The sequence below is a fragment of the Alicyclobacillus sacchari genome (assembly GCF_004366795.1).
Classification (GTDB): Bacteria; Bacillota; Bacilli; order Alicyclobacillales; family Alicyclobacillaceae; genus Alicyclobacillus; species Alicyclobacillus sacchari.
Genome location: NZ_SORF01000010.1, coordinates 30,878 through 56,758, shown reverse-complemented (window position 1 = coordinate 56,758; position 25,881 = coordinate 30,878). Strand labels below are relative to the sequence as shown.

The 25,881-nt window shown below is 52.6% G+C and carries 15 protein-coding genes and 1 CRISPR repeat array; of the genes, 1 reads left to right on the top strand and 14 read right to left on the bottom strand.

Translation table 11 applies throughout. From position 1 onward, the window contains the following. Nucleotides 1–2 precede the first annotated feature (2 nt). From C7445_RS10550 to C7445_RS10490, 13 genes are all read right to left on the bottom strand, one after another. Nucleotides 3–1,361 carry an MFS transporter gene (locus tag C7445_RS10550; RefSeq protein WP_134160126.1) on the bottom strand — a complete coding sequence of 453 codons (1,359 nt, stop codon included), beginning with the start codon at nucleotides 1,359–1,361 and terminating at the stop codon, nucleotides 3–5. 81 nt (nucleotides 1,362–1,442) lie between these two features. Then, nucleotides 1,443–2,573, bottom strand: a complete 1,131-nt coding sequence (locus tag C7445_RS10545) for a 2-methylaconitate cis-trans isomerase PrpF family protein (RefSeq protein WP_134160124.1) — start codon at nucleotides 2,571–2,573, stop codon at nucleotides 1,443–1,445. A 293-nt stretch (nucleotides 2,574–2,866) separates the two neighbouring features. Continuing rightward, entirely contained in the window at nucleotides 2,867–3,946 is a 1,080-nt protein-coding gene (tcuB, locus tag C7445_RS10540; protein ID WP_243835132.1) for a tricarballylate utilization 4Fe-4S protein TcuB, read from the bottom strand. Then, nucleotides 3,933–5,324, bottom strand: coding sequence for an FAD-dependent tricarballylate dehydrogenase TcuA (gene tcuA / locus C7445_RS10535; protein WP_134160122.1), 1,392 nt, complete (start codon nucleotides 5,322–5,324; stop codon nucleotides 3,933–3,935). The genes tcuB and tcuA overlap by 14 nt, the downstream gene beginning before the upstream one ends. 183 nt (nucleotides 5,325–5,507) lie before the next feature. After that, entirely contained in the window at nucleotides 5,508–5,828 is a 321-nt protein-coding gene (locus tag C7445_RS10530; RefSeq protein ID WP_134160120.1) for a DUF3870 domain-containing protein, read from the bottom strand. A 255-nt stretch (nucleotides 5,829–6,083) separates the two neighbouring features. Continuing rightward, entirely contained in the window at nucleotides 6,084–6,329 is a 246-nt protein-coding gene (locus C7445_RS10525; RefSeq protein WP_134160119.1) for an AbrB/MazE/SpoVT family DNA-binding domain-containing protein, read from the bottom strand. 173 nt (nucleotides 6,330–6,502) lie between these two features. Then, nucleotides 6,503–10,036: direct repeats of the CRISPR family, unit length 36 nt; unit sequence GTCATAGTTCCCTCGTAAGCCTCGATGTGGTATGAT. Between the two features lie 100 nt (nucleotides 10,037–10,136). Further along, on the bottom strand, nucleotides 10,137–10,436 hold the full coding sequence (cas2, locus tag C7445_RS10520) for a CRISPR-associated endonuclease Cas2 (protein ID WP_243835131.1): 300 nt from the start codon (nucleotides 10,434–10,436) through the stop codon (nucleotides 10,137–10,139). Nucleotides 10,437–10,449: 13 nt separating this feature from the next. Continuing rightward, nucleotides 10,450–11,373, bottom strand: a complete 924-nt coding sequence (gene cas1, locus C7445_RS10515; RefSeq protein ID WP_134160115.1) for a type II CRISPR-associated endonuclease Cas1 — start codon at nucleotides 11,371–11,373, stop codon at nucleotides 10,450–10,452. Further along, entirely contained in the window at nucleotides 11,374–14,820 is a 3,447-nt protein-coding gene (gene cas9, locus C7445_RS10510; protein WP_134160113.1) for a type II CRISPR RNA-guided endonuclease Cas9, read from the bottom strand. Between the two features lie 251 nt (nucleotides 14,821–15,071). Next, nucleotides 15,072–17,714 carry a DUF2309 domain-containing protein gene (locus C7445_RS10505; RefSeq protein ID WP_243835130.1) on the bottom strand — a complete coding sequence of 881 codons (2,643 nt, stop codon included), beginning with the start codon at nucleotides 17,712–17,714 and terminating at the stop codon, nucleotides 15,072–15,074. Further along, on the bottom strand, nucleotides 17,711–19,240 hold the full coding sequence (locus C7445_RS10500) for an NADH dehydrogenase subunit 5 (RefSeq protein ID WP_166669099.1): 1,530 nt from the start codon (nucleotides 19,238–19,240) through the stop codon (nucleotides 17,711–17,713). The genes C7445_RS10505 and C7445_RS10500 overlap by 4 nt, the downstream gene beginning before the upstream one ends. Before the next feature lie 246 nt (nucleotides 19,241–19,486). Further along, the gene (locus tag C7445_RS10495; protein ID WP_208320894.1) at nucleotides 19,487–19,861 is read right to left on the bottom strand and encodes a Na-translocating system protein MpsC family protein; all 375 of its coding nucleotides are present in this window, start codon (nucleotides 19,859–19,861) and stop codon (nucleotides 19,487–19,489) included. 195 nt (nucleotides 19,862–20,056) lie between these two features. Then, a complete protein-coding gene (locus tag C7445_RS10490) occupies nucleotides 20,057–21,775 on the bottom strand; it encodes a methyl-accepting chemotaxis protein (RefSeq protein ID WP_134160109.1) in 1,719 nt (572 codons plus the stop codon). Between the two features lie 296 nt (nucleotides 21,776–22,071). Here C7445_RS10490 and C7445_RS10485 point away from each other — a divergent pair, with 296 nt between their 5' ends. Then, on the top strand, nucleotides 22,072–24,786 hold the full coding sequence (locus tag C7445_RS10485) for an alpha-amylase family glycosyl hydrolase (protein WP_166669098.1): 2,715 nt from the start codon (nucleotides 22,072–22,074) through the stop codon (nucleotides 24,784–24,786). A 79-nt stretch (nucleotides 24,787–24,865) separates the two neighbouring features. Here the strand turns inward: C7445_RS10485 and C7445_RS10480 are convergent, their stop codons facing one another. Next, nucleotides 24,866–25,849: an aldo/keto reductase gene (locus C7445_RS10480; protein WP_134160107.1), complete on the bottom strand. Its 984-nt coding sequence runs from the start codon at nucleotides 25,847–25,849 to the stop codon at nucleotides 24,866–24,868. Nucleotides 25,850–25,881: the final 32 nt, after the last annotated feature.

Here is a 25,881-nt window from a genome sequence, read left to right as displayed (position 1 = left end):
TTTTACATCTGGCTTTCTACTTCGGACGAATTGAGTATTTCGAGCATGCGCCCTTTCGTCCGCGGCCCGAACCACGCCGTGACAATGGCCAGCAAAATCCATGCTGCCGCAATGTAGATAAACACGCTTTGATAGCCGTGGTTGTTATAAATGGCAACCACAATCATCGGCCCAAACACATTGGCCAACCGCCCAACGCCATACACCAGGCCAGAACCAGAGTTACGTACTTCTGTTGGATACAACTCCGGTGTGTATGCATACAACAGCGGTGCAAACGTCTGAAGAAACATCGCAACCAAGAAACCAAAGACAACAATGATGGCAGTTTGAAACGTCAGGCCGTACAACAGGCCGCAGATGGAAATCGCGATCGCGAAGATCACGACAAGCCACTTTCTATCGAGTCGGTCCGAAACCAAATACGCGATAAAGGCTCCGGGTACGGCGCCAATGGACATCGCTGAAGACCACGCGAGCGAATGGACCAGAGAGAAGCCGTGGGCCACAAGCAGTGTCGGCACCCAAGACATGAACCCGTAAAAGCCGAGCGTCTGTAAAATCCAAACGACGAGAAGGACCACCGTACGCCCAAGGTATTTTCCGTTGAACAGTTCTCCGTAGCCACGCCGACTGACCGTTGGCTCCACGCGTTCTACCGGATCCGGCAATGGGCCCCTTTCGCTCTCGACCCTGCTTTCAATGGCGGTCATCACGGTGGCGGCATCGTCGAGACGGCCGCGATTTTCATACCAACGCGGGGACTCATACATGCGACCGGCGAGGATGGCAAAGATAAATCCCAACGCCCCCCAAATATACACAAACCGCCAGCCCCAAGGCGCAACGGGAACCAAAAAGCGGGCCACATACGCCGTGATTGGAATTCCACAGAGGCCAATGGTCATGATGAGACCTTGGTACGTTCCGCGTTTCTTTGCTGGAAAGACCTCGCTGATGTAGGTGATACCGACTACCGTCATGGCCGAAAGGCCAAATCCTGTGACCAATCTCGTAACAAACAACATCGTCATGTTCATGGCAAATGCGTTCAACAGCGAAAACACTGAGTAGACTAGGATCGTAAAGATCAAGCTGCGTTTGCGCCCAATTCGATCCGACACATATCCGATGACCGAGGCGCCCAAAAACATGCCCAAAAACGTCGCTGATGTCACATTTCCGATCGCCGAAAGCTGTAGGTTCCACGCTTTTTCGATCGCGGGTGCGGTGTACGACAATGTATTGATGTCACCCAATTCAAAGAAAAACGCAAACGCCAGCACCCAGATCACATACCGGTGAAACGATGAAATGGGCAATCTCTCAAGGCGCGCGCCAATGGAAGCGGTCGATGCCATCGTTTTCCCTCCCAACCCTTATTTTTGAAAGCGCATACATCAAAATCCGCCATGAACGTCTTGCCGCTGCCTCACCACCTTTCAGATCCACGCCATACCCGCCATCAGCGGGCGTGCGGTACGCATGAGTGTCACTTTCGCAACCTTCGGACAGTCCCCGTCTTCGACTTCGGCCCCCGCCTCCATGACACCCGCCGGGTGGCCAATCCGTATCATCCCAGAAGATCGACCGCGTTTACGGACACGGCTATATGCCACCGTGCCCGGCAGTTTGCACGCGACAACCAGCGCGATCGCGCCTGTTACAGCGTATGTCGGATGTAGCCTTCCCATGGTGAGAACACGAGCTGAAATGTCATACGACTCATCCGAAACCAGCACTTCGTCGGTTGTACGATACGCAATGGGCCTGTGTACAAACGCAATCTTGGGTAAAGCATGTGTCTCGGGCTTGACAACTTCCCCCTCCCTGTATAAACCCAGCATCCTGCCCACACTCTGACGCACATCTTCCAAGACACTCCAAGCGGTCACCATCTCCGACTCTCGAATCTCGCATCCTGTCAAACCTAGTTCTTCAGCATCCACTAATACCGTTAAGTTGCCTGCGTCAATAATCGTCACAGTCAGGCGTCGTCCATTTGCAAGCAACAGTTCATCCTTCCGCTTCCCCGTCGGTAACAGGCGCCCTGTGACGCCGCCCGCCACTCTGGAGAAGTCGAGATACACAGGCGATCCAGCTCCCGGCACGCCGGGAATCTGGGCGTTGCCAGCCGCCTGAAACCGCCCCCCCTGCACCAAAAAACGCGCCACAATGAGGGCATCCGTGTTCGTGTTATAGATGCGCACTTGTGTCATGCCATCACCATCGACCTCAACCAAACCGGCATTGACCGCGAACGGCCCCACGGCGGCAGAGATGTTGCCACAGTTTGGGCGATAGTCGATGTACGGTTTATCGATGCTGACCTGGCCAAAGGTGTAATCAACGTCTGCATCGTCCCGCGACGAAACTTCGACAATCGCCAGTTTGCTTGTCGTCGGCGTAGCGCCGCCAAGCCCATCGATTTGTCGCGGATCGGGGCTGCCAAAGAGCCGCAGCAGCACGCGATCGCGCTCATTCGGATCGCTCGGTATATCGCGCCCGCGCACGATGATGCCTTTACTCGTGCCACCGCGATAAATCGCGCAAGGAATCGTGCGCCATGCCATGACAATCGCCCCCCTTGAGAACACAAAAAGCCCAGCACAATCCGAATGTCGGACTATGCTGGGCTTCACGCGATGATTCGCCAGAGGATGTCTGGCGACTCGCAATGAAACAGCAGTAGGCTATGCGATGATCTTTACCATAATGCGGTTACGTCATGATGTCAATGGGCTAGTAAAACAAGAATCAACATAGGAAGCTGGCTGAGCTGTTTCTGAGGCACATGCTTGGTTTCCCTCACTGGAGAGCAACAAACAAGATCAAACGGCCGCTGTCCGCTTACCATTCCATCGCATCAATGACCGGGCGAGTGATGCTTCCGCTCCTCTTCTGCGTACCGTACAAGCGCCAGACACCGATAGACAAAATGGCCAAACTTCGAGTATGGCGCTGTAAAGAAGAGGGCTGCCACGAAACTGAGATGGATCACCAGCACCTCCGCCATCACCGTGGTACTGCGCAGGAGAAGCAACAGCAGTCCACTGGCAGCCACGAGGAGCATGGTCCAGAGAAATGCACGCCCGGACTGATACGCACCCTCGTCAACCGTATCCCGATTCATACCCACCTTGACAAACAGCAATCCAGCACATCCAACAAGCAAACCTGCGCCACCGATGATGCCAAGCAAGACGACTGGACTCCCAACTGGATAAGGAGCCTCTTCGTGCAGAATGTGCGAATCATACGCCGCCAAACACGTCGATGCGAAATCGAGCAGGAATCCGTATACAACGCAATGGTGAAACCATTTGCGCGATCGCGACAGTGGTTCATCCTCGCTCCCGCCTAGATAGCGCAAGCTCATCGCGTATCGCGCAGCCCGCAGGATGTCGCGCACCTGTACGGTGCTCGAGTTGACAGCGCGTATGTCGCTCCAGAATCGCCATGCCCCGACCAGCCAACCGCAGATCAGCCACACGGCCAACATGCCAAACACAACTTCCAGTACCGATTCTGGCAACACAGCGTAAAACGCTGCACCCCGGACACCAAACAGGCTCCCATTTGCAACAAGTGAAATCAGACAAAGCAGTACCACGCTGCCGATGGCAGCCCACGCGTAGCCGCTGCGACCTTTGAGCGCGCGGGCAAACGGGCCCGGCCACGCATATTTGCGGTAGGACGCTTGCCGTAGGGAGGCGAACAGACGCGGAGGATTCACGCCAAATTCATGAGGCGGTGCAAACGGACAGGCAAATACACATTCCTTGCAATCGTGACACAGGTTAGCAAAATAGGCGAGATCGCCATCCTGAACATCGCGGCGCCACTCAATGGCCCGCCATACTGCGCAAAAACCCTCGCAATAACGACAGGCGTTGCAGACGCGCATCTGCCGCTTGCCTTCCTCCATCAATTCATCGTGCGACACGAGCTGCTCCCTCCCCTGCGATCCTGCCAAAAACCGCGCCCATCGTCAGACCAAAGCCGGCGAGATAGCCTCGGCGTAACACATTGCCCGCCACCATTTCGCCGGCTGCAAACACGTTTCCCATGGCATCCCCGCCGACAAGCTGCACGCGCGCATCGCGCTGGATGCGCACACCGCGATAGGTGAACGTAATGCCCGCGCGTAACGGGTAAGCATAGAATGGCGGCGTATCGATCCGCTGTGCCCAGTGGGACTTAGGCGGGTCGATGCCCACCGTATGACAGTCATCAAGTGCGTCCGGACGGAAGTTGCCCGGCTGCACTGCAGCGTTGTATGCGTCGACGGTCGCCTGCACGCGATCCGCGTCCAGGCCCAACTGCATTGCGAGATCGGCAATGGAATGAGCCATCATGGGTGGAAAAACGGATGGCATAAACTTGTCGATCACCTTGCTGTCAATGATGGAATAGGCCACCTGCTCCTGCTGCCGAGCAATCAGACCGCCCCAAATGGCGTATCGCTTCGGCCAGAAATCCTCGCCCTCATCGTAAAATCGCTCACAGTCCAAGTTGATCACAATGCCGAACGGCACACTGTCCAGACGCGTGACGATGCCGCCGTCAAATTTGGGCGCCCGACCGTCGACGGCAACCGCATGAAATGCCCGCGGGTGACCGATTGGCGTTGCCCCGGCCGCCAGTAACAAATCAATGACGTTGCCCTGATTGTACCGGGTTCCACGGATAACGAAGTTATCGGCAGCATCGCCCCAGTGTTGTCGCAGCCAGTCGATGTTGGCCTCGTAACCCCCTGCCGCAAACACGACGGCCGAAGCTCGGACCAAGCAGACTTCGCCGCCGCGGCGGATCTGCGCTCCACCAAACACGCCCGCTGTCACCTCGATGTCCTCAACCATCGCTTCATACCAGATCTGGATACCTTTTTTCTCTGCCGTGCGATAATAGGCATTCATCATCGCTCGACCGCCGCCAAGCATGAACAAGTTGGTACGGGCCAGGTGCAGCGTGCCAGACAGCGGTTCCTGCCAGCGCACGCCTTGCTGGGACAACCACATGGGCAAACCTTCGGAACGCTCCACCACTAAGCGCGCCAATTCCTCATCCATTTCGCCGCCAGCCACGCGCCGCAAATCATCGAGAAATTCCTCTGGCGGATACACGTCCAACATGTGTTCCGTGGTCCTTGTATGCATGATGCGAAAATCTCGGGTATGCCTGCTGTTTCCACCACGATAGAACCGGGGCGCTCGCTCGACGACGATCACGCTTGCACCGTGGTCGCGTGCCGACAACGCGGCCGCCATAGCCGCATTGCCGCCGCCGACAACCAGCACATCACAGGCAATGGACGTTGTCATGGGCTTGCCACCTCCCAACGGATCGGTGCGCACAAAACAAAAAGACGCACCTCGGCCTCCTGACCGACTGGTGCATCTTTGATTCCTTGCCCAACGGAAAATTGAGCAACTCAAACATGACAGTCTCGCTTTCCTTTGCAATTGGATACTTTCATCCTATGCTCGTCTGGCTGGCGTATGACTTCACACCTCCGCCTGGCGCGTGTATTCAGCTTCCAGATCTTTCAACGCAGCAATGATAGCGGCCTTTGCGGCACCGTGATAGTGCAGTTTGACCTGTTGGATCATGGGCTCTATCCCATCTTCCAGGGACCACCCGCGCAGCAAGCTGCACACGAAGTCCCGCCCCAGCTGCGTGGCAAGCGTGCACTCCGCTGACAGAATGACGCCGCGGCGCGTTTCGATCTCGACGACTACAGCGAGTGTGTCAAATGCCGTCTTCGCGGCCGATCCGACTGGAAGTTTGCCATGTCCCGCAAGAAACGCCGTATTTACGAGTCCCATCGTGTCTCCCCCAAAGTAGAATGTCCTCCACATCGAATCTATGTCGGGCAGGCAGAGAATAGGACATTGTAGCTGATTGAGGGCCTAACGAAAGAACCATGACCCAGTGTTAAGTTCGCGATCCGAACGGGTTACGTGGTGTGACCGAGACGTAACAAACGGTACACTCAGTGGGTAACACGAGCACTTAGACAGGTATATTTAAACAAGAACCTCACGTAAAACTATTGATTTTAATACGATGCTATTTCCAGTTCAATCTAATCCAAGCTCCTTTAGGAGTTGTTCATGACTAACCGTCTTGCCCTCTTGATGCTGCTGAATTGCATCTTTTGCAAGCGCGTCAAAGGGATTGCGTACCTTGTGCACTTGAAAGCCGTCCCTATCAATACGCGCACACAATGTGTCTCCGGGTTGAATATGCAGCTGGTCACACAGTTCCTTTGGCAAAGCAATGTATCCGCGGTCATCCATCGTAAGCACGTATTGTTTCTTTGGCATGCGTTTCACCTCATGTGGGCCTTGCCTATATCATATGATGAATACGCGAAAGTCGTATCTTTCGTATGATGCAAGTCCTATGGTTGGCCATCTAGTTCATAGACTTCATTCGAAGCACCTACTCAAGCGTGCAGGTAGGAGCCTTTCTTAACTCCCACATGGTATAAGATGGCGGAATAGTTCCCTCGTAAGCCTCGATGTGGTATGATGCTGTCGATCCCGACATGCTTGATCCTGAAGTCATAGTTCCCTCGTAAGCCTCGATGTGGTATGATCTGGTTTTGAGGAAGCACCATCTATTGCGTGTCATAGTTCCCTCGTAAGCCTCGATGTGGTATGATCTGTGTAGTGTCCAACCACGCGCGAGAATGGTCATAGTTCCCTCGTAAGCCTCGATGTGGTATGATATGACCTTCCGAACTGTATCGCCCAAATCCGTCATAGTTCCCTCGTAAGCCTCGATGTGGTATGATCATCACATGCAAAATACACACCTAAAAATTGTCATAGTTCCCTCGTAAGCCTCGATGTGGTATGATAGCACAAACGAATACAGACACAAGACAGCAGTCATAGTTCCCTCGTAAGCCTCGATGTGGTATGATAACGAACTAGATGTTAATACACTTTGCAGAGTCATAGTTCCCTCGTAAGCCTCGATGTGGTATGATCTTGCAGCTAATGCCGAAGCTAAAAACCTGGTCATAGTTCCCTCGTAAGCCTCGATGTGGTATGATCGCGTAATCCTGCGCGTGAAGGGCGAAAGGGTCATAGTTCCCTCGTAAGCCTCGATGTGGTATGATGACAATAGCCTGACCCTTAGCATTGTAGATGTCATAGTTCCCTCGTAAGCCTCGATGTGGTATGATCTGCAAAGTCGTATAAACCGTGCCGTCGATGTCATAGTTCCCTCGTAAGCCTCGATGTGGTATGATGTTGTTAAGTGACTCCAGCGAGAGGTGGTTGTCATAGTTCCCTCGTAAGCCTCGATGTGGTATGATTATAGAGCCGCGTCATGCAGACGTTCGTTGGTCATAGTTCCCTCGTAAGCCTCGATGTGGTATGATCAGGACTATGTTGCGCGCAAGCAGGACAAGGTCATAGTTCCCTCGTAAGCCTCGATGTGGTATGATTTCAAACGTTGCCGTTTCTACGTCGTCAAGGTCATAGTTCCCTCGTAAGCCTCGATGTGGTATGATGGCGACATGACGAGATCGCCGTACTCCATCGTCATAGTTCCCTCGTAAGCCTCGATGTGGTATGATTGGTGCGATTCTCGTTGTACCTTCGTCTTAGTCATAGTTCCCTCGTAAGCCTCGATGTGGTATGATCTCGACGCTCTGACGGAGCTCGTGCAGAAGGTCATAGTTCCCTCGTAAGCCTCGATGTGGTATGATGAAAAGACAATGGGATATCGACCCGGCGATGTCATAGTTCCCTCGTAAGCCTCGATGTGGTATGATATTGCCCGTTCATTCCTGTTCGAATAACCTGTCATAGTTCCCTCGTAAGCCTCGATGTGGTATGATGAGTTTTGGCATATGTGGCCGGAATGTTCAGTCATAGTTCCCTCGTAAGCCTCGATGTGGTATGATCCGCCAGCGAGAACATGTTGTGTTTTTGCAGTCATAGTTCCCTCGTAAGCCTCGATGTGGTATGATTTGCTCGATTCGCATATAACGTTCGACGATGTCATAGTTCCCTCGTAAGCCTCGATGTGGTATGATTTCACAAACAACACCTGCAAGCGTTCTTGCGTCATAGTTCCCTCGTAAGCCTCGATGTGGTATGATGCACAATACTACCTATATCAACGTCCTCTAGTCATAGTTCCCTCGTAAGCCTCGATGTGGTATGATAAAAACGAAAGGCGCCACCAAAAAACTCAAGTCATAGTTCCCTCGTAAGCCTCGATGTGGTATGATTTTCAACACGGGAAGCGTAGTGGCGCTGATGTCATAGTTCCCTCGTAAGCCTCGATGTGGTATGATACAAATCATATCGATTAGCAAGTTCACGCAGTCATAGTTCCCTCGTAAGCCTCGATGTGGTATGATATTCATGATCGACTGTGGGAGTGCCAATTTGTCATAGTTCCCTCGTAAGCCTCGATGTGGTATGATCGTCCCAACGGCCGCCGCTATTGCACCCGCGTCATAGTTCCCTCGTAAGCCTCGATGTGGTATGATACCTGCACATCTTTTTTCGCGTCCATGTCGGTCATAGTTCCCTCGTAAGCCTCGATGTGGTATGATAACCATATGCAGATCATCACACTGAATCAGGTCATAGTTCCCTCGTAAGCCTCGATGTGGTATGATTGAGTTTATCAAATTGAATCGTGTGTTGCGGTCATAGTTCCCTCGTAAGCCTCGATGTGGTATGATCCGGTAGATGTGCGTGTGTGCCCACATGAAGTCATAGTTCCCTCGTAAGCCTCGATGTGGTATGATTTCGCGGATGATTCGTACATGCTCATCAAGGTCATAGTTCCCTCGTAAGCCTCGATGTGGTATGATACGGTGTTGAATACATATCAAATGAAAGAGGTCATAGTTCCCTCGTAAGCCTCGATGTGGTATGATTGGAATCCACTCATTGTGCCCTCCACGGATGTCATAGTTCCCTCGTAAGCCTCGATGTGGTATGATGCAACCAGCGTACGAGGTGCAAGACGGAGGGTCATAGTTCCCTCGTAAGCCTCGATGTGGTATGATCATCGAGAGTATCGCGGCGCACGAGGTATGGTCATAGTTCCCTCGTAAGCCTCGATGTGGTATGATCGTGAGTGACGTGAATGGCTACAACTGGTCGTCATAGTTCCCTCGTAAGCCTCGATGTGGTATGATCCGGAAGACACGCACGATGTTGTTTCCAGGGTCATAGTTCCCTCGTAAGCCTCGATGTGGTATGATACATCCACGCCGATCTGCGCGTTGTTCAGAGTCATAGTTCCCTCGTAAGCCTCGATGTGGTATGATGAGCGCGAGTTGCGTGCCAGGAAAAGCCGCGTCATAGTTCCCTCGTAAGCCTCGATGTGGTATGATGAACGCGCGCATGTGGGATGAGCAACAGCTGTCATAGTTCCCTCGTAAGCCTCGATGTGGTATGATTGTGGGTGTGGTAGGGTATGCGTTTAATACGTCATAGTTCCCTCGTAAGCCTCGATGTGGTATGATTGCTAGTTCTTTTTTCAGATGCAGAAATCCGTCATAGTTCCCTCGTAAGCCTCGATGTGGTATGATCGATAAAAACGGTGTATGTGGTTCCTGAAAGTCATAGTTCCCTCGTAAGCCTCGATGTGGTATGATCAAGAGGAGATCTCGTGGACGTCGGATCAAGTCATAGTTCCCTCGTAAGCCTCGATGTGGTATGATACGTCGGGTTCGTTCTTTCCGGTTTCATAGGTCATAGTTCCCTCGTAAGCCTCGATGTGGTATGATGTCTAGTTCCTCGTCGATAAAACCAGCATCGTCATAGTTCCCTCGTAAGCCTCGATGTGGTATGATCGTTGCTTGATGCCAGTGTCTGCGTGGTGGGTCATAGTTCCCTCGTAAGCCTCGATGTGGTATGATCCACTCATGCTTGCAGAAAGCCGAACGTATGTCATAGTTCCCTCGTAAGCCTCGATGTGGTATGATTATGTCCTGTTTGCTTCATGATGGCACGTTGTCATAGTTCCCTCGTAAGCCTCGATGTGGTATGATACACGAGCGTCCAATCCCTTGTGAGATAAGGGATTGGACGCTCGTGTATTTTTCAAAAAAGGAATTTCCATTCCATTTTTCATCGTTCATGGTCCACTTTTCAAAAAAGTAGTAATTGCTCACTTTGCATTCTCCGCTCGTTTGGCACATAGTTGCCGACAAGGATTTTCATTCTCATGAACTGCTTTTCCGTGACCAATAGTGTTCGAACTGAACCCTTCTCGGGTACATGAGCTTGAAGGCGCCGCTCGTGCTTTTCGGCCATCTCATAACTTCCGCAGATACGACAATAACAGGAGTACTGCATCATATAGTACCCATCATGGAGCAAGAACTGTCGAAACTGGGTTGCAACCTTTCGTTCAGCTTTTGTGGTCACTGGCAAATCAAACAACACCATTAGCCGCATAGTCCTACTCATAAACCCCCATCTGTACCTCCGTTAACCTTGGCAATTGCAAAGCACTTGGGTCTTCCGTCGATATCGCATTCGAAAGGCTGGAAACCATTGCTTCAATGCTTGCAGTGAGATCGTATCGTTCATTTTCCAACCAAACCATTTGCGTAAGAATCTGCATTAGACGTCGTTTGTGTAACTTCGAAAGCACCGGCGAGTCAACGTCGAGCTCTGAAGCCACAACGTAATCGACAATAGGTCGATACGGTTCCATGAGATCGTCCGCAAGGTTGAAATTGTTGAGCTCACTGTGATGCTGCAGACCGATGGATGGTTGAAAGCCGAAGGCGCACAAACTTCGGGCGACTTGACCACGCACCAGCGCATACCCGTAGTTCATCGCTGAATTTATAAAATCATCCGAGCCTCGCTTAAACGCCTTGCCGAAGAGATGTTTGAAGTACATCCGAGCTGCTAGGGACTCCATGGATCCCTTATCCCCAGAGGCCACCCTGTTCGCAAGTGCAAGCAACCCCTCTTCACCACTACAACCACATAAGGCTAAACATGCAGCTTGATTCTCGATTTTACGGCGCACGATAGCCTGCCAGAGACGTTTGACGAGAGGACGTTTCATATCAAGCTGGGATCGCATGATTTTCGGCCCTCGCGAATGCTGACCATAAGGCAAAAGTACGCCGTTCGGCAAATGCTTGTCGTCACAAGTAAATACGGCGATCCGAAACTCGGCCAGTCTTGCAAGGAGGGCCGACGTAATGATGCTCTGTCGGTCCTCCAACAGAAGGGTGCGAATGTCCTCCAAAGGAATGGTGTATTCACACATTTCGCCAGTGATCTCGTCCTCCTGACGTATGACAAGCTGGCTATTTCGGCAACTGAGCTTGGCCGATCGTGTCACCATCACATGTCGATGAGACAATCATTTCTCCTTCCTTCTCACGCGAAATGGCATACGCTTTTCCTTATGAACAGGATGGGCGCCGCCTAGAACATCGACTACGTATTTATCGAAGACTTCCAGACCCTGCAGGCCAAGTCTGGCCTCACCGAAATCATCATGTGTCTTCACCGTAATATTCGCGCTCGAGATGTCTGCGCCGACGTAGTACATGAGGCGGCACCCTAACGGTTCTTTCGATCCATCCTTATAAGTTATATCCACTTCCCTGCTAGGTTTAATCCTAATCGCGTCGTTTGGATACAAACTAAACTTGAATCGATAACTATCATCCACAATTCTCCACTCGGAATATGGTTTGTGCGCAGTGGCTAACCGATTCGGGAGCTCTTGCTTCAGGACGTCTGATACGTACACCGGCACAAAAAAGTGCTTTCCATCCTTTTCGAAAATATCAATTCTCACCATACCGCCATTTTCGGCAATACCCCGACCGGCGTGAACCGGAACACCAAGCGTCAACTTCTCTTGAACCTTGACCTTCCGGACAGGCGTTTGAACACTTCCATCCTTAGAAATCTTATAAACAGGCTCTTTGAAAGCTGCCTTCGCATCGCCGCCAAATTGTATCAGTCGTGAGCGGAGAGTCTCATACAGCTGCCGATCGTCTTCGGGGCGGAAATAGTCCTTAATTTCCCCGTCTTTCGTGAGCTTTAATTCCGACAGATTAACTTTGGAGACAGTAACCTGAATCTCCGTTCCCTTCTTGTCGTCCAAACGGACGATTCGCGGACTACGGACGGTTTCTTTATGCGCCGGGCCTGTGACCTTCCTCGTCGGCATCCTCGAGACGAAGATAGGCTGAATCGGTTCGCTTTCCGAATACGGCAAAAGGCCAATTGCGCGAATATTTTTGGCGGGCTCGTCACTGAGCCTCGCCAACAACTCGTCCCGGAAACATGGCCACGGCTCCAATGTCTCATGTGGAAGAAACTTACGTTCATCAAAGGATTCCCAGGTAAACGTTTCACCCGTCTCCACGTCTACGTATTGCATGGTGCCCTGATTTTCGTTGACCTGCTTCATATAACGGTTGCGGTCAGCGAGCGCGTTGCGCTTGAATTTGTCATATTTCGTGACGCGTTGAATAAGCGAATCCCCAATGCACGCAACAATGACCGCGTCTGCCGCATGGTGTTTGTCCCCGGCATCGCGATCCTTGGTCAGTCCCCACCGCGCCCGCATATATGCTGTAACAGCGCCATTGACACAAATCACACGCTTCGACCGTTGAGAGGCTGTTTCATCGAACAGCAGCCACTTTTGTATATGATTCATCAGAGCTCGCGTGATGTACCGAGTGTCCGAAAGATTTCTCTCGCGAAATCCCTCCTGTTCCAAGTCGACGGCACGCTTGTCCATTAACAGGTAATTCTTCTTTTTCTGCGACAGTTGGAGGCTTTCAACCAACGCTATCAACTTGGCTTTCTGGTCCGGCTTGTCTTGCAGGTACTCCAACGGCGTCCGATTTCCCTTTTGCCGATTTTGCTCCGCCTTGACAAGAACCTTGTTATCATAGCTATCATCAAATGAAACGCCATACGGAATAATATGATCGACCTCTGCGTATCCTGGTTCAAACAAGCGGCTCAATTCCAATGTTTCGCCCGAATACATGCAAAGGCCCTGTTGTTGTTTAAACAGCTTATACTTCACGATGTCGCGCCCAGTCACGTGCATGATGCCAAGGTTCTCACGAATCTCCTCCTTCATCCGCTCGTTATTTTTTTGATTCTCCTTCTGAGCTTTTTCAAGCTTACGCCGCTCATCCAAACTCTTGGACATCTCCCGCGCCAACTCAATATGAATCGATTCAGGCGAGCCATACTTGCGGATAACCGCATTGATGACCTTAATGGCTTGCGAAATACCGCGCCGCACAACAGGGTTCGTAACTTCCCCTTCGTCTAAAGGCGGAATGAGTTTCTGTTTCTGGTGCTCCTCTTGCCCTTGAAATTGGTAGCCGGCCAACCCACATGCCACATCGTAACCGTAGCCATCCTCCAAAAAAGGAAGGATATTTCGAATTGCCTTGAAAGATAGATGTCCAAATTTCGCCCCATTCAATGGCAATAATTCTTCAATCACGTTGTCAGACAACTCGAGTTTCGAAAGTTCAATTCTGCGATTATCGTCGCTTTTCCAGACGGATAAAATCCATCCTATTTGGTCGAGTGTTTCATGAGGAATATCCTGAATGGACATGCCCGCATGCTGCAGTGCCCTTCTCACATCATGATAAAACTTTAGTTCGACAAACACTGCGTCCTCCGTCTTTTCACGTGCACGATTCGCACCATATGTCAGACCAGAGAAAGTGTCAGCGTCCTGCATGTTCAACAATTTGCGAAGCTTTGAATACGTGATCTTCGTCTGTTCATACGCGCACTGAATAATACGTGATCTCTCATCCTCTGTAAGCGCACACAGATACCTTCCTCCATCGTCCTTCTGTCGATAGATCCTCAGGTTTAAAACCTTGGTAAGAAGCTGAAATCGCTCGAAGGAATACGAACTACGGGGAGCCCGCTTTTCGCGTTGCTTGTACTCAAACGTGCAAATACCTACCATTCTTTCGTAGATGCTTTGTCGCACTCCGCTCGCGGAGACCAAACCGTGTCCGTACGGACTGTCCCCACCAGGACCATCGTCAAAGTTGCGTTGCGAACAAAGAATGTGCAGATATGCATCTTCTAGCGCTTCGCTCATCAAATCGTTTCCCAGTGCGCGCTGGGCGGTGAAAATCGCCCGAACCTCTTCCACAATTGCCTGTCGGGAGACCGTATGGCGATACTCGCCTGCCTTATTCCTCACGTTCGATACAGAACTGTGGCTCCGGCCGTGAATGAGTTTCCCCTCCGTATTCATCACAGTTGCCTCAGAAACAAGCATCTCCGCGACCGTTCGGTATCCCTTTGTTTGCATTCGGGCTTCATTTTCCTGCACAGCTTTCAGCAATTTCCCGGCATCTGAATCCCTTAACTCTGATTTCCGATTTGACTGAAATCCGCGACGGTGCGCGATATGAATCAGCACTCTCGCGATTTCTTCTGCCGTAAGACGTCTATCAAGCCCGGACACACGAAGGGCATACACGTCAGGAGATGGTGTTCGTTGCGTATAAAGCGCTTCAATTTGTTCCATCGAAATAATCCCCTGCTGTTCCAACAATCGCTTTACACGCCATAGGCGATGCCGGCGGCGCCGCACGCGACGTCGTGCACTGCGCGCCTCACGACGTGGAAGAGCCAATGACGCACCTGTCTTACTATCTTCGGCCTTCTCAAAAATACGCACCCCGAGGTCTTGGATGCGAATTGGTTTTAATCCGCTTTCATCCTTCTCAAGAGCTACAACGGCCCATCCAACGGATGTAATGCCGATGTCCAGTCCCAGTCGATACAGCATCAGTATCCCCCCAAGTTACATATCTCCGTAAACGAAGATGACCCGCATTCAATGGAATGCGGGTCAGTGCTTTGCGGCCTGTTGCCTTATCATAGCAACCTCGCAAGCCTTGATGTAGTATGATATCCCTCGACTTCTATATTATACGAGTGCAAGAAAAGAGTCAAGCTAATTCTTTGTACTTCCTCCAACCCCAATACATTGAATCCCCCACGTCGCGAAGAGAATGCACAGGCTTGCCTCCAAGGACCTTAGCGTGCCTGTGTTTCCGCAAGTTCCCGACTCGTCCCAACTGACCAGTCTCGCCATTGCCCCGTCAGCGGATCGATGCTCGCCAAACGTAACCAGCCGCCCTCCACTTTGCGACAAAACGCGTGATCAATTGCCAAAAGTTGCTCGATCGCCGTGTCTGGCGCCTCAATGACCACCCATAGACGCAGTGGCGCATGATAGATCGCGCCATCATCAACGGCTACGGATTGCCACGGCAGACCTGCGAGCAAGTCACTGCCGTTTCCTTGCATGACGCCAAGTCCACTCGTGACAGTCTGCGTCGTCTTACTGCCGCTGCCATAAACATCAGGAGCAACAGTTGACGCGTAATACTGCAGGTTGATCCAATGCGCAACCGTCACCGGGCCTGCGACGATGGACGCGAGGAGACTCCCGTCCGGATCAAGCCGCCAGTCATAACTGTGAAGGAATACCCGACCACCCCAGTATGTCCCTTTCGTCAACGAACGCCGTCCAACGATAAAGGCGCGATTGTCAGCAAGCCCCCACTCCGGACGCACTTCACTCCAATCGCGCGCACGCCGTGTTGCGCTGCGCACCGGGTGCCGAACAGGCTCCACGTCCGGCAGTTGTTGTATCCGCTCCGTCGCCGTTAACCACTGCGCCCGCTTGGCGGCTGCTTGTAGCAACTTCCACGCCTCCCGCGTTGCGCCTTGCAGCTCGGGCCTATCCAGCCAAACGAGTTCATCGGTGGTTGTGACATGCTCCGCTGCGATAAACACGGTGTCGTCAGGAATCGATACGCCAAACCGTTTGACGATCTCGCCACGTACATCGCGGCGATTGCAGATGGCAGCAAACACCCGAGCATTCCAGCGTCCTGCAGCTCCCCCGCATGCGCCACAATCCAACGCCGCCGCATGTGCATTGTTGGCAGTCAAACTTTCATGTCCACATACCACAACGAGCGGCGCAAACTCCGTTAGCCCAATCGTGCGCAACAGTCCACCCGCAATCTCGGCCATTTGCGTTACGGTAAATCCGAGAGGTATTTCGCCCGTTCCACCGTCATCCTGCCCCTTATCAAGGACAAGTTCGGTGTTGGCCGCAACCTGTTTGCTTTTCCAGCGCTCCAGCGCACCCCCGGCCAGGGAGGGCGCGAGCGTGCGAGCGAAACTGTACAGGGCGAACCAGGGGCCAGACAGCTCCGGCAGCACCAACGAAGCCAACGCATGTTGCTTTACCTTTTTAAAGACATCCCCGATCAAGCGAATGCCACTTTGGCGTCGGCGATACGCAATGAGTGAAGGTTCCACCAAAGACTCTCTCAGTTCAACCGTTGGTGTGACAATCGCCGGGCAGGAGGGGTGGGCATAGGAACAATCCAGATGACGCGTCTTGATGGGAAGGTTAAAGAACCCCGCACAGCCGTAGGTCGCAAACGGCCCTGACGCCTCCAAGTTGCGGCGAAACGGCTCCGAGCGGACGTCTATGCAAAACAGCAACTGTGCCGCCACAGCTTCGGCCGGCTCGTCGGTTGGCACCTTGCACGCTGCCGCCATGCGTTGTGCTTGCGTATCCTCCCAGGCTTCCAACCACAGTTGCCACCGTTCCACCCGTCGAAACCGATCCACGATGGCAAGCAGTTCTGTACGCGTGCTGATCGGAACATTGCGCCAGGAGGATCGCGTCATGCCCCCATAGCGATGCAGTGCCGCCAAGCTCAACGCCACATCCTTCGTCACATCATCGTTCACCGTGATAGCCGCATCAGCACCCGTTAAGCCATACAGGGCCCATTCTAGCGATACACGCAGCGCCAGATAATCTACAACAAGCTCGATCTCGCAGCCCTCTTCGCGCCCTCGCCAACTCAGCATGCCAACCCACCCAGGCAATGCCGCGAGGTGCGCACGCAGATAGGCAACAGCCTCGTGCTCCTCGAGAGCCAACATCTTGATCGCGAACGCGATAGCTTCCACCGAATCCGTCGGCCAGTCGGCCAAGCGACGCCTTTCAGTCCGGGTTAAGGCAGGATCGCGCAAGATCAGGTGGCGCCATGCCTTGTACAAACCATCTTGTGTACCTGGCAATCTCCACCCCGCCTGGCCAGCATCCAGAAACAACTTGCACCATTTAATGGTTTGCTGCGCCAAGCGCGAGCGCACATGGCCGCTCTCGTTGCTGTGCACGACGACCTTGCGAGAAGATAGCGGCGCTTCGCCCGCCGCCACCACCTCGTTGGCAAACGCCCATACATACTCAGGAACCGCCGATTCACTTTCTTCTTCCCAAATCAGCGCACGGAGAACGGGTTCGAGACGCGCTGTCAGAGATGGCGGCACATGCTCATCTACCCATGCACGAAGCCGCTGTTCGAAGATAGGCAAGGCAATGTCGCCACGCTCGACAGCGGATTGGATGACAGAGAGCGCCGGGCGTAGTTGTACATCCTGCATATCCTCCAGGAGGGACAGCGCATCTGCGAACGACATATGTTCGAGATGCATCCACGGATGGCGTGCCACAAAGACAGGCAAGGGCCACTGTGGAACCACGACATCCATCGCTTGGGTAACCCATGCCAACACACGATCCTGAAGTTGAATATTTCCAAGTGGCGACGCGGTATTCCGCTGGACTGCGTGACTTTGTCTCACCGTAAAACCGCCTCCTGTTCGTATCGACGGAGATGACGCGGATGTGCCTCCATGGCGACGGGCCGCGGCTCGCCCAGATGCACAAGCCAAAGATATAACCGCGAGGCGACGGCCGCATCTGGCCTGACTGCGACGATCGCACCAGCAAAACCGATGAGTGCTAACAGGGCAACCGCGGCGATCGGCCATGCCATGGCTACCGGGTAGGCGTGGATGTCGGGGGCAATTTCCTGAATGGTGTGCGAAAGCCAGGCACGTAAACCTTCACTGATGGCCGCAGCAACCAGGACGATTGCGACTCCAAGCCAGCGTCCCTCCCGCATTGATCGCGCTTGTCTCGCGACCAAGGATGCCCCGGCGCCAAGCATCAGCGCACTGAGCGCCCGCACCCATGCATGTGGCTCCACTGCAAAGTAGACAAGCGCAAAGATAGCGCCGAGCGCCACAGGCCATTGTGCAGACGGCCGTTTTGTCCCTCGCGATCGAGCAAGCACCTGTTCCGGAGGCGGCAGTGCATCGCCTGACCGCAGAAACAGAGTGGCTTTGAACACACCATGTAAAATCAGGTGGACGATCGCCGCGTCGTATGCGCCGATGGCACATTGCATGAGCATCAGTCCCATTTGCGCCATGGTGGATGCGACCAATTGCCGTTTGTAATCCACGTGAACCAGCAGGATACCCGACCCGATCCCAACGCTGGCCCAAGCCAGGACGAGTAACACACCGTGGGGCAACGGCCCAGCTACGCTGAGCAAAGGCGCCCAGCGCGTGAGCAAGAGTCCGCCCGCGTTCACGATCCCTGCATGCATGATGGCGGACACCGGTGTCGGTGTCACAGCAGACTCAAGCAACCAACGCCCAAACGGCCAACCGCCCGCCTGAACGATCGCCGCCAAAATGAGCAACAACGCCACACCCATACGAACCATGGACGGCAAATCTCCGACCCGCGCCAGCGAGATCGCGATGTCTCCCCGATGGGCGGCCATGCCGTACCACAAACAGGCGATCGCGATCGCGAAAGCGCCGATGGCCAAACGGCGAATCGTAAGCTTCGTTACGGCGCGCACGGGGCCACTTTGCCAAGCGAGAGCAATCAAGGCAATCAGCCCCGCATCCATTGCCGTCCAGGATGCCACTTCCATCCATAGCGTGCGGCTCATCCACGTCATGCTCGCCGCGCCCGTCGTCCAGGTGAGCCACCCTAAGTACCGGCCATAGTGGCGATCTCCCAGTAGATAGCGAACAGAAAATCGTTGAATCACGATGCCAAGCAAAGCAATATAAAAAGCCATCAACCAGCCAATCCCGTCAGCCTGCCAGGGTCCCAGCGCAACGCCATCCGCCCTCGCGAATAGCCCAACCCCCGCTGCCATGACAGGCAGCGCAAGCCCAGCGACATGCCAACGCACGAATCCGTTCGCTTTGCCCATGCACGCGGCAAGGAACCCGGTCAAACCGACAAACGCCCACGTACCAAGCCAAATCGGCAACATCCACTGCTGCATGTCCTGAATGAACATCGTCGTCTCCTCTCTCGACCACATCCGACACATATCGGCATACAACATAAAAACCGGCGCGCCCCATACAGTCACGTTCATCAGCTTCCGCCGATGCCGACTCTATAGGGTCACGCCGGTTTTTCAGTCGCCACCATTGTGACGAAGAACTCCCATGCGTCCTTGACTTCCTCGACTGCCACCCTCCACCAAAATCCTTCGGCGTAGGTCAACCTCCGAGTGCTTTAGGTATATGCGCAGATTTCGTCAATCCGCTGTAATAAACTTCTTTTCCAAATCCTCAGATAACCGAAAGACCATGATGCGCTCGCCCGTGCGCGTACTCAAATCGGTGAAAAAGCTCGTCACCTCTTCACCTGTGATGCGGCGAATCATGTCTTTCAATTCGTCAATCCCAGACTCGACCAAGCTGGTCCGCGTTCGTTTCACCGAAAGCATACCGTCGCGCGTTTCACACAAGGCATACTCGGCAGTCGACAGAATGCCACGCAAGGATACGATAATCATGTCGCGTAAAACATCTGTCTTCACAGATACAGACCCTCGCCCAAGGTACTCCTTCTCCCATTTTGTGAGAGCATTACTAATTTCGGCTTCCATACAGCCCTTTAGCTTTGCCACTGCTGCGTTCTCTCCTTCGGCCGCGAACGCCGCACGGCCTCGCTACAGGTCAGAAACATTGTAACAACAAACAGCCTCCTCGGGCAAGTATATGCAATGGAACTTCGAGCTTGCACTTTACATGCTTCCTTCTAGGAACCATTGCCGGAACGAACCATATCGCCCTTTTACACCAGCGTCAACCAAGCGTTCATCTTATACGGTGAAGCGCGCGACGGATGTTTCCAAATGACGAGCTGTCTCGGAAACCGTTTCACTCGTACGATTCAAGGTTTCGAAATCGCTCAATTGAGCGTGCAAGCTCACAGCGACTTCGGCACTGTAGGTAGAAATAGCCTGTATCGTGTTGATGGCATTGCGTAGCATGCCGATAATCCGCTCCATGCAAGTCACACTTTCCCGTACCGTCACAGCTGTGTTCGCGGATGACCTTTCAAGTTCTGACATCCCAACAACAATGGATTCAAACGTCCCTTTGGTTTGCTCGATGTGTGCCACAGCTTCTGATGTAAGTCGCTGGGCTGCACGAACAGACAACCCGGTCTCGTGCATCGATACACCGAGTTCACGGATGGCTTCCAGAATCAGCTGCGAGACATCGGACGTTTGCATCGCCAACTTGCGAACTTCTACCGCAATGACGGTGAAACTCGATTGACCACTGCGCGCAGCCTCAATACTTGCGTTTAACGCCAGCAATTCCGTGGTTTCAGCGATCTGCGAAATCATCTGTACCTTGGATACCAATCGTTCGAACTGCTGCTGCGTAGACATATAAACCTGCTGGCTCACAGATGTCGATTGTCCAAGTTCGAGCATGATGGTTTGAATGGTGGCCAAGTGCTGTAAGCCAACATGCGATGAACTGGTCACCTCGGCTGCGCGATCGCTCACTTCCTCAACCGCTTGCGACAAACATGAGACCGCAGAAGAAGCCGCAGACAGCTCGTCCCGACCACGCTCCAACTCGAAATACGAATCACCAATTGCTATATTCAGCGACTGGACAACCCGGTCAATCTCACTCCCCGCTAAACGAGCTGTCTCAACGCGTTCGAGCAGTAAGTTAGCCTGAATGACCGTATCACCGACTGCAGCGAGAACCAATTTCACAATCCGGGAAAGACTATCGACCAGCAACTGCACTTCCCGTGTAATAAAGCCAATTTCTGTGCGATCCCGAATGCTTTCAAAACGTATGGACAAATCACCGACAGCTGCTCGGTGTAGCCCCTGCGTCAGCCGACGAATGCGTCTACGCGTTTGCCACGCCACAATGCTAAAAATGCCAACGGCAACGCAGGTCATCACCCCGAGCATTTCCATAGATATGGCATGGATCTTTTCAATTGCTGACTGTTCGGCACGATCAATACCCAACGTGTGATTTGTGTCGACGCCAGTTAACATCGTCAGGTCATTCGAGACGCTTTGCGCATCGTTTTGCAGGTTGGCTAAATCTTGGCTTACGTTTGAAGGCTTCCGTATCGCGTCTGAAATCAATACACTTGCATCCCGCTTCATTGCATCCCAATCGGGTAACACGATATGAGCCTCGGTCGCCGTCAATGTTTGAATTGCCTGGTCTATGCCCGTGGCTGTCTGCGCGAATGTGCTCATGGCAACGGTATCCATTGGCTTGGCAGATGTTGCTTGAAGCAGGGAGATATACGCAGCGTCAATACTGGTTTGTACCGATGTGATGAGAGATAAATCCTCAAATTGCTGCGAATCTTGGTTGGCAACCACAGTCGCAGTCGAAACGACAGCTCCTATGGAAATTCGTTGAACTGCCAACATTCCAATAACCGCCACAAGCAGAATAGGCACAAACCGCATCCACAAAGGCCAGACCAACGGGTCTTGACGCTTTTTCCACATATACCCTGACCATACGTACGTTTTTTCTTGCACTCTTATCCCCCTTCTCGGACATGCGCAATCGTTTGCATGCGCAAACTAACTGAATCGTACGTCTAATCACCTTACAAAATCAATTGGAGATTTTGACGTCTTATCGGTATCTATCACAGAACCTTCGTATTTTCGGTTCAAATCGTTATGTAATGGGACGATTGTCTGTGTAAATAAAACATAGCTTTAGACAATTGAATGACATCAAACCGTATGCTGAAATAATGAAAACGTTTGCTCTATTTTTCTCGCTATCAGGCAAACGTTTGTATTGAAGTGAAGGAGCGTGAAAGAAGTTGAAACTTCGAAAGTGGGCAAAGTATCCGATAGCGCTCATTCCGCTATCCGCACTTTTCGGCTGGAGTGTATGTTTTACACCCCAAGCGGCTGCATCGTCCTCCGGTGTTCAGGCGAGTGGGCTGTTTGCTGACCAAGGGCCCCAGTATATGTCGCCGCAAGAACCAACGTCCGCGCAAGCCGTCACGGTGACCTTGCGTGCGACGCATGGTAACTTAACCAGCGCCAATGTCGTGGTGTATGATACCTCTACTGGCTCCACCACTTATTACCCCATGGCACTGAAAGGCACGGATGTCAACGGACTGTACGACTTTTGGCAGGGGACGATTCCTGCATCGTCCAGCGTCAAGTACTACTACTTCCAGGCAAACGATGGATCTTCGACGTTATACTACAATGGTTCAGGAACATCCACCAGTGCTTTCCCAACACCATCGCTCAGCGGAAATCAGTGGAACACATATGATGATTTTGTCCTTGCTCCAAACTTCAGTACACCCACCTGGGCACAGAACGGCATTATGTATCAGATAATGGTTGATCGTTTCTACAATGGTGATACGTCGAACGATGTTACGACCGGGGCATACTCGTGGAACGGCAACCAGACAGTCCAACTACCGTGGGGATCAGATCCCGAGTTGGGAGATCCGGGTGGTAAAGACCAAGTTGCGTTTTCCGGCGGTGATTTGGAGGGTGTTGACCAAAAACTATCTTATATCACCAAAACACTTGGCGCCAATATCGTCTATCTCAATCCAATTTTCACGTCACCGACCAATCACAAATACGACACGCAAGACTATTACAACGTCGATCCACACTTTGGCGGCAATACAGCACTCCAGCAACTATCCACAGATCTGCACAACACGAGCAACAACGCTGGACAAGAAGGTCGATTGATTCTAGATGGCGTCTTTAACCACACGAGTAATCAAAATGCCTGGTTCACTAGCGCTCAGCAAAGCCAATCCAGCCAGTACTATAGCTACTACACGTTCACCAACTGGCCCAACTCTTACGCCACGTTCGCTGGCGTTGGCACCATGCCAAAGTTGAACTACGGATCAAGTGCGCTGCGCAGCCAGATCGATAATGTCGCAAAGACATGGTTGTCTTCACCCTACAACATCGACGGATGGAGACTCGACGCTCCAGGACATATCGGAGCCAACGGTTACGACCCCGAGTCTAACGGCAACTACAACGATCCCACCAACCACAGTTATTGGCAAGAGTTTCGAAACACTGTCAAAACCGCCAATCCAAATGCATTCGTCTTCGGCGAATGGTTTGAAGGATCCCAGCCAACGGAATGGCTAAATAATGGAGATCAATGGGACGGCTCGGTCAATTACAATGGTTTTCTCCAACCGGTATCCGAATGGGTTACTGGTTACGACGATGGATTTAACGCGGACGCAATTAACGCAACCACGATGGAAAGCTGGCTGACAGGAACACTTAACGCGGTTCCGCGGGCGGCTCAACTAGCCCAAGTTAACGAACTGTCGACACAGGATACCCCTCGTTTTGGCGAGCGGGCTGCTGAAAGCATCAATAACAAAACCTACACCGAGCCGAATGGCAGCACATTCACGGAGCCCTATGGCGGCACGCCAAACTACTGGAAGGATTATCTTGGGGCCTTTTTGCAATTTACGTATGTCGGTATCCCCACTATCTACTATGGCGACGAATACGGCATGTTGGGTGGTGGAACCAATGACGCAGGGAAGCGCTGGACCTTTGATTGGTCTCAGGTCGCAAATGGCGGAAACTCTGTATTCCAACTCTATCAAAAGCTCATCCAACTACGAACGAGCCACCCAGCACTCGTCGACGGCTCGTTTATGCCTCTGGTCGCGGATAATTCCACCAATATTCTGGCTTTCGCCCGTTTTGACCAGAACGAGCGCGACATTGTCATTCTCAACGATACCGATAATACAGAGAGCGAGACCATTCCCGTCGCGCAAGCCGGAACACCGTTTGGTAGCGTTCTGACCAATATGACTCCCCTGATCAATGGTGCATCCGAAGCGTCAAGCTATACGGTGGACGGCAACGGGAACATCAGCGTCACCGTACCTGGTCACTATGCTATGATTTTGACCCAGCAAGGCAGTTCTTTATGGAATGCGCCGGTACAAAGCGGTGTCTACACAAATTCTGGGACCCTTGATGCTGGCCAGCAGGCCACCGTTATTTATAACGGGTCTCTAGCGGCTTCTGCTAGCTCAATGACCATGCACTGGGGCTACAATGGATGGAGTGGAACGACCAATACGCCGATGACCAAGCAATCTAACGGAACTTGGACAGCGACGATCACGGTACCTTTTGGTGCGCAAACACTGAACACCGCGTTTTACAACCAAAGTTCGACCTGGGACAACAATAATAGCAACAACTACAATTTTTCCGTGCAGGATGTGTATTCGTCGCCGAGTCCCCTCGTTCACGGTCAAACCGCCACCATCGTCTATGCGGGGACACTCGCAACGTCCGCCAGCTCGATGACTATGCACTGGGGCTACAACGGATGGAGCGGAACGACCAACACGGCCATGACCAAGCAGTCAAACGGAACTTGGACCGCAACCATCACGGTGCCATCAGGCTCGACGCTCAACACCGCTTTTTACAACCAGGCGGGGACATGGGATAACAATGGTGGCCAGAACTACAATTTAGCGATTCAGTAATGTTTTTGCTACAGCTCCGCTAGCAAGGCATACACATGCCTTGCTAGCGCATCGTCCCAACGTTGAAATGCATATTCCCTCAATACGCGCCACGAATCCACGGTTTGACATCGTGATTGTAGAACGCCTGCAACTTGTGACGTTCCTCGGCGGTGAAAGATGGCACGTTCAACGCTTCCAAATTGTCCTTTACCTGTGCCGCGTTTTTGAAGCCTGGAATCGCACAGGTCACCTCATCGTGATCGAGAACCCAACGGATGGCTGCACGCGCCATGTTGCCGCGCCCCTCGGCGATCCAACGCAGTTGATCCGCCAATTCCACCCCTTTGGCAAATCCAAGGCCAGCAAATGTCTCTCCCACATTGAAGTGCTCGCCGTTTTCGTTGAACGCGCGATGATCGTCCACCTCAAACCGGCTGTCCTTTGTGAATTTCCCTGTCAAAAGGCCACTCGCCAGCGGCAAGCGAACGAGAATACCGACACCGTGCGCCTTCGCTTTTGGCAATAACTCATCCAACGGCTTTTGCCGGAAGATGTTGAAGATGACCTGAAGCGCTCGCACATTCGGATACTGTAAACAAATGAGACCCTCTTCCACCGTCTCGACGCTGACGCCGTAATGACGAATTTTCCCCTCCGCCTGCAGCTTGTCAAGCACTTCGAAAACCTGTCCATCGCGCAGAACCTCAGTCGGCGGACAGTGAATCTGGTACAGATCTATCCGATCACGCTGCAACCGTCGCAAGCTTCCCTCACAAAACCGGCGGATCGAATCCTCAGCATAGGTGGACCGATCATGAATATCTCCCGCACGGCAAAATTTCGTCGCGATGTAGATGTCATCTTCCTTGCCCTTCGTAGCTCGAGCCAAGAGTTCCTCGCTGTGCCCGTCACCGTAAACGTCCGCGGTATCGAAAAAGTTTACACCGGCGTCGATGGCGGCCGCTAACCCTGCAAGCGACGCCTTGTCATCAACTTGCCCCCACGATCCGCCGATGGCCCACGTCCCAAAACTCACTTCACTGACCTGTAAGTCTGTCGATCCCAAGTTTCGATAACGCACGTTCGACACCTCCTGTGTATGGCTTTTCATAT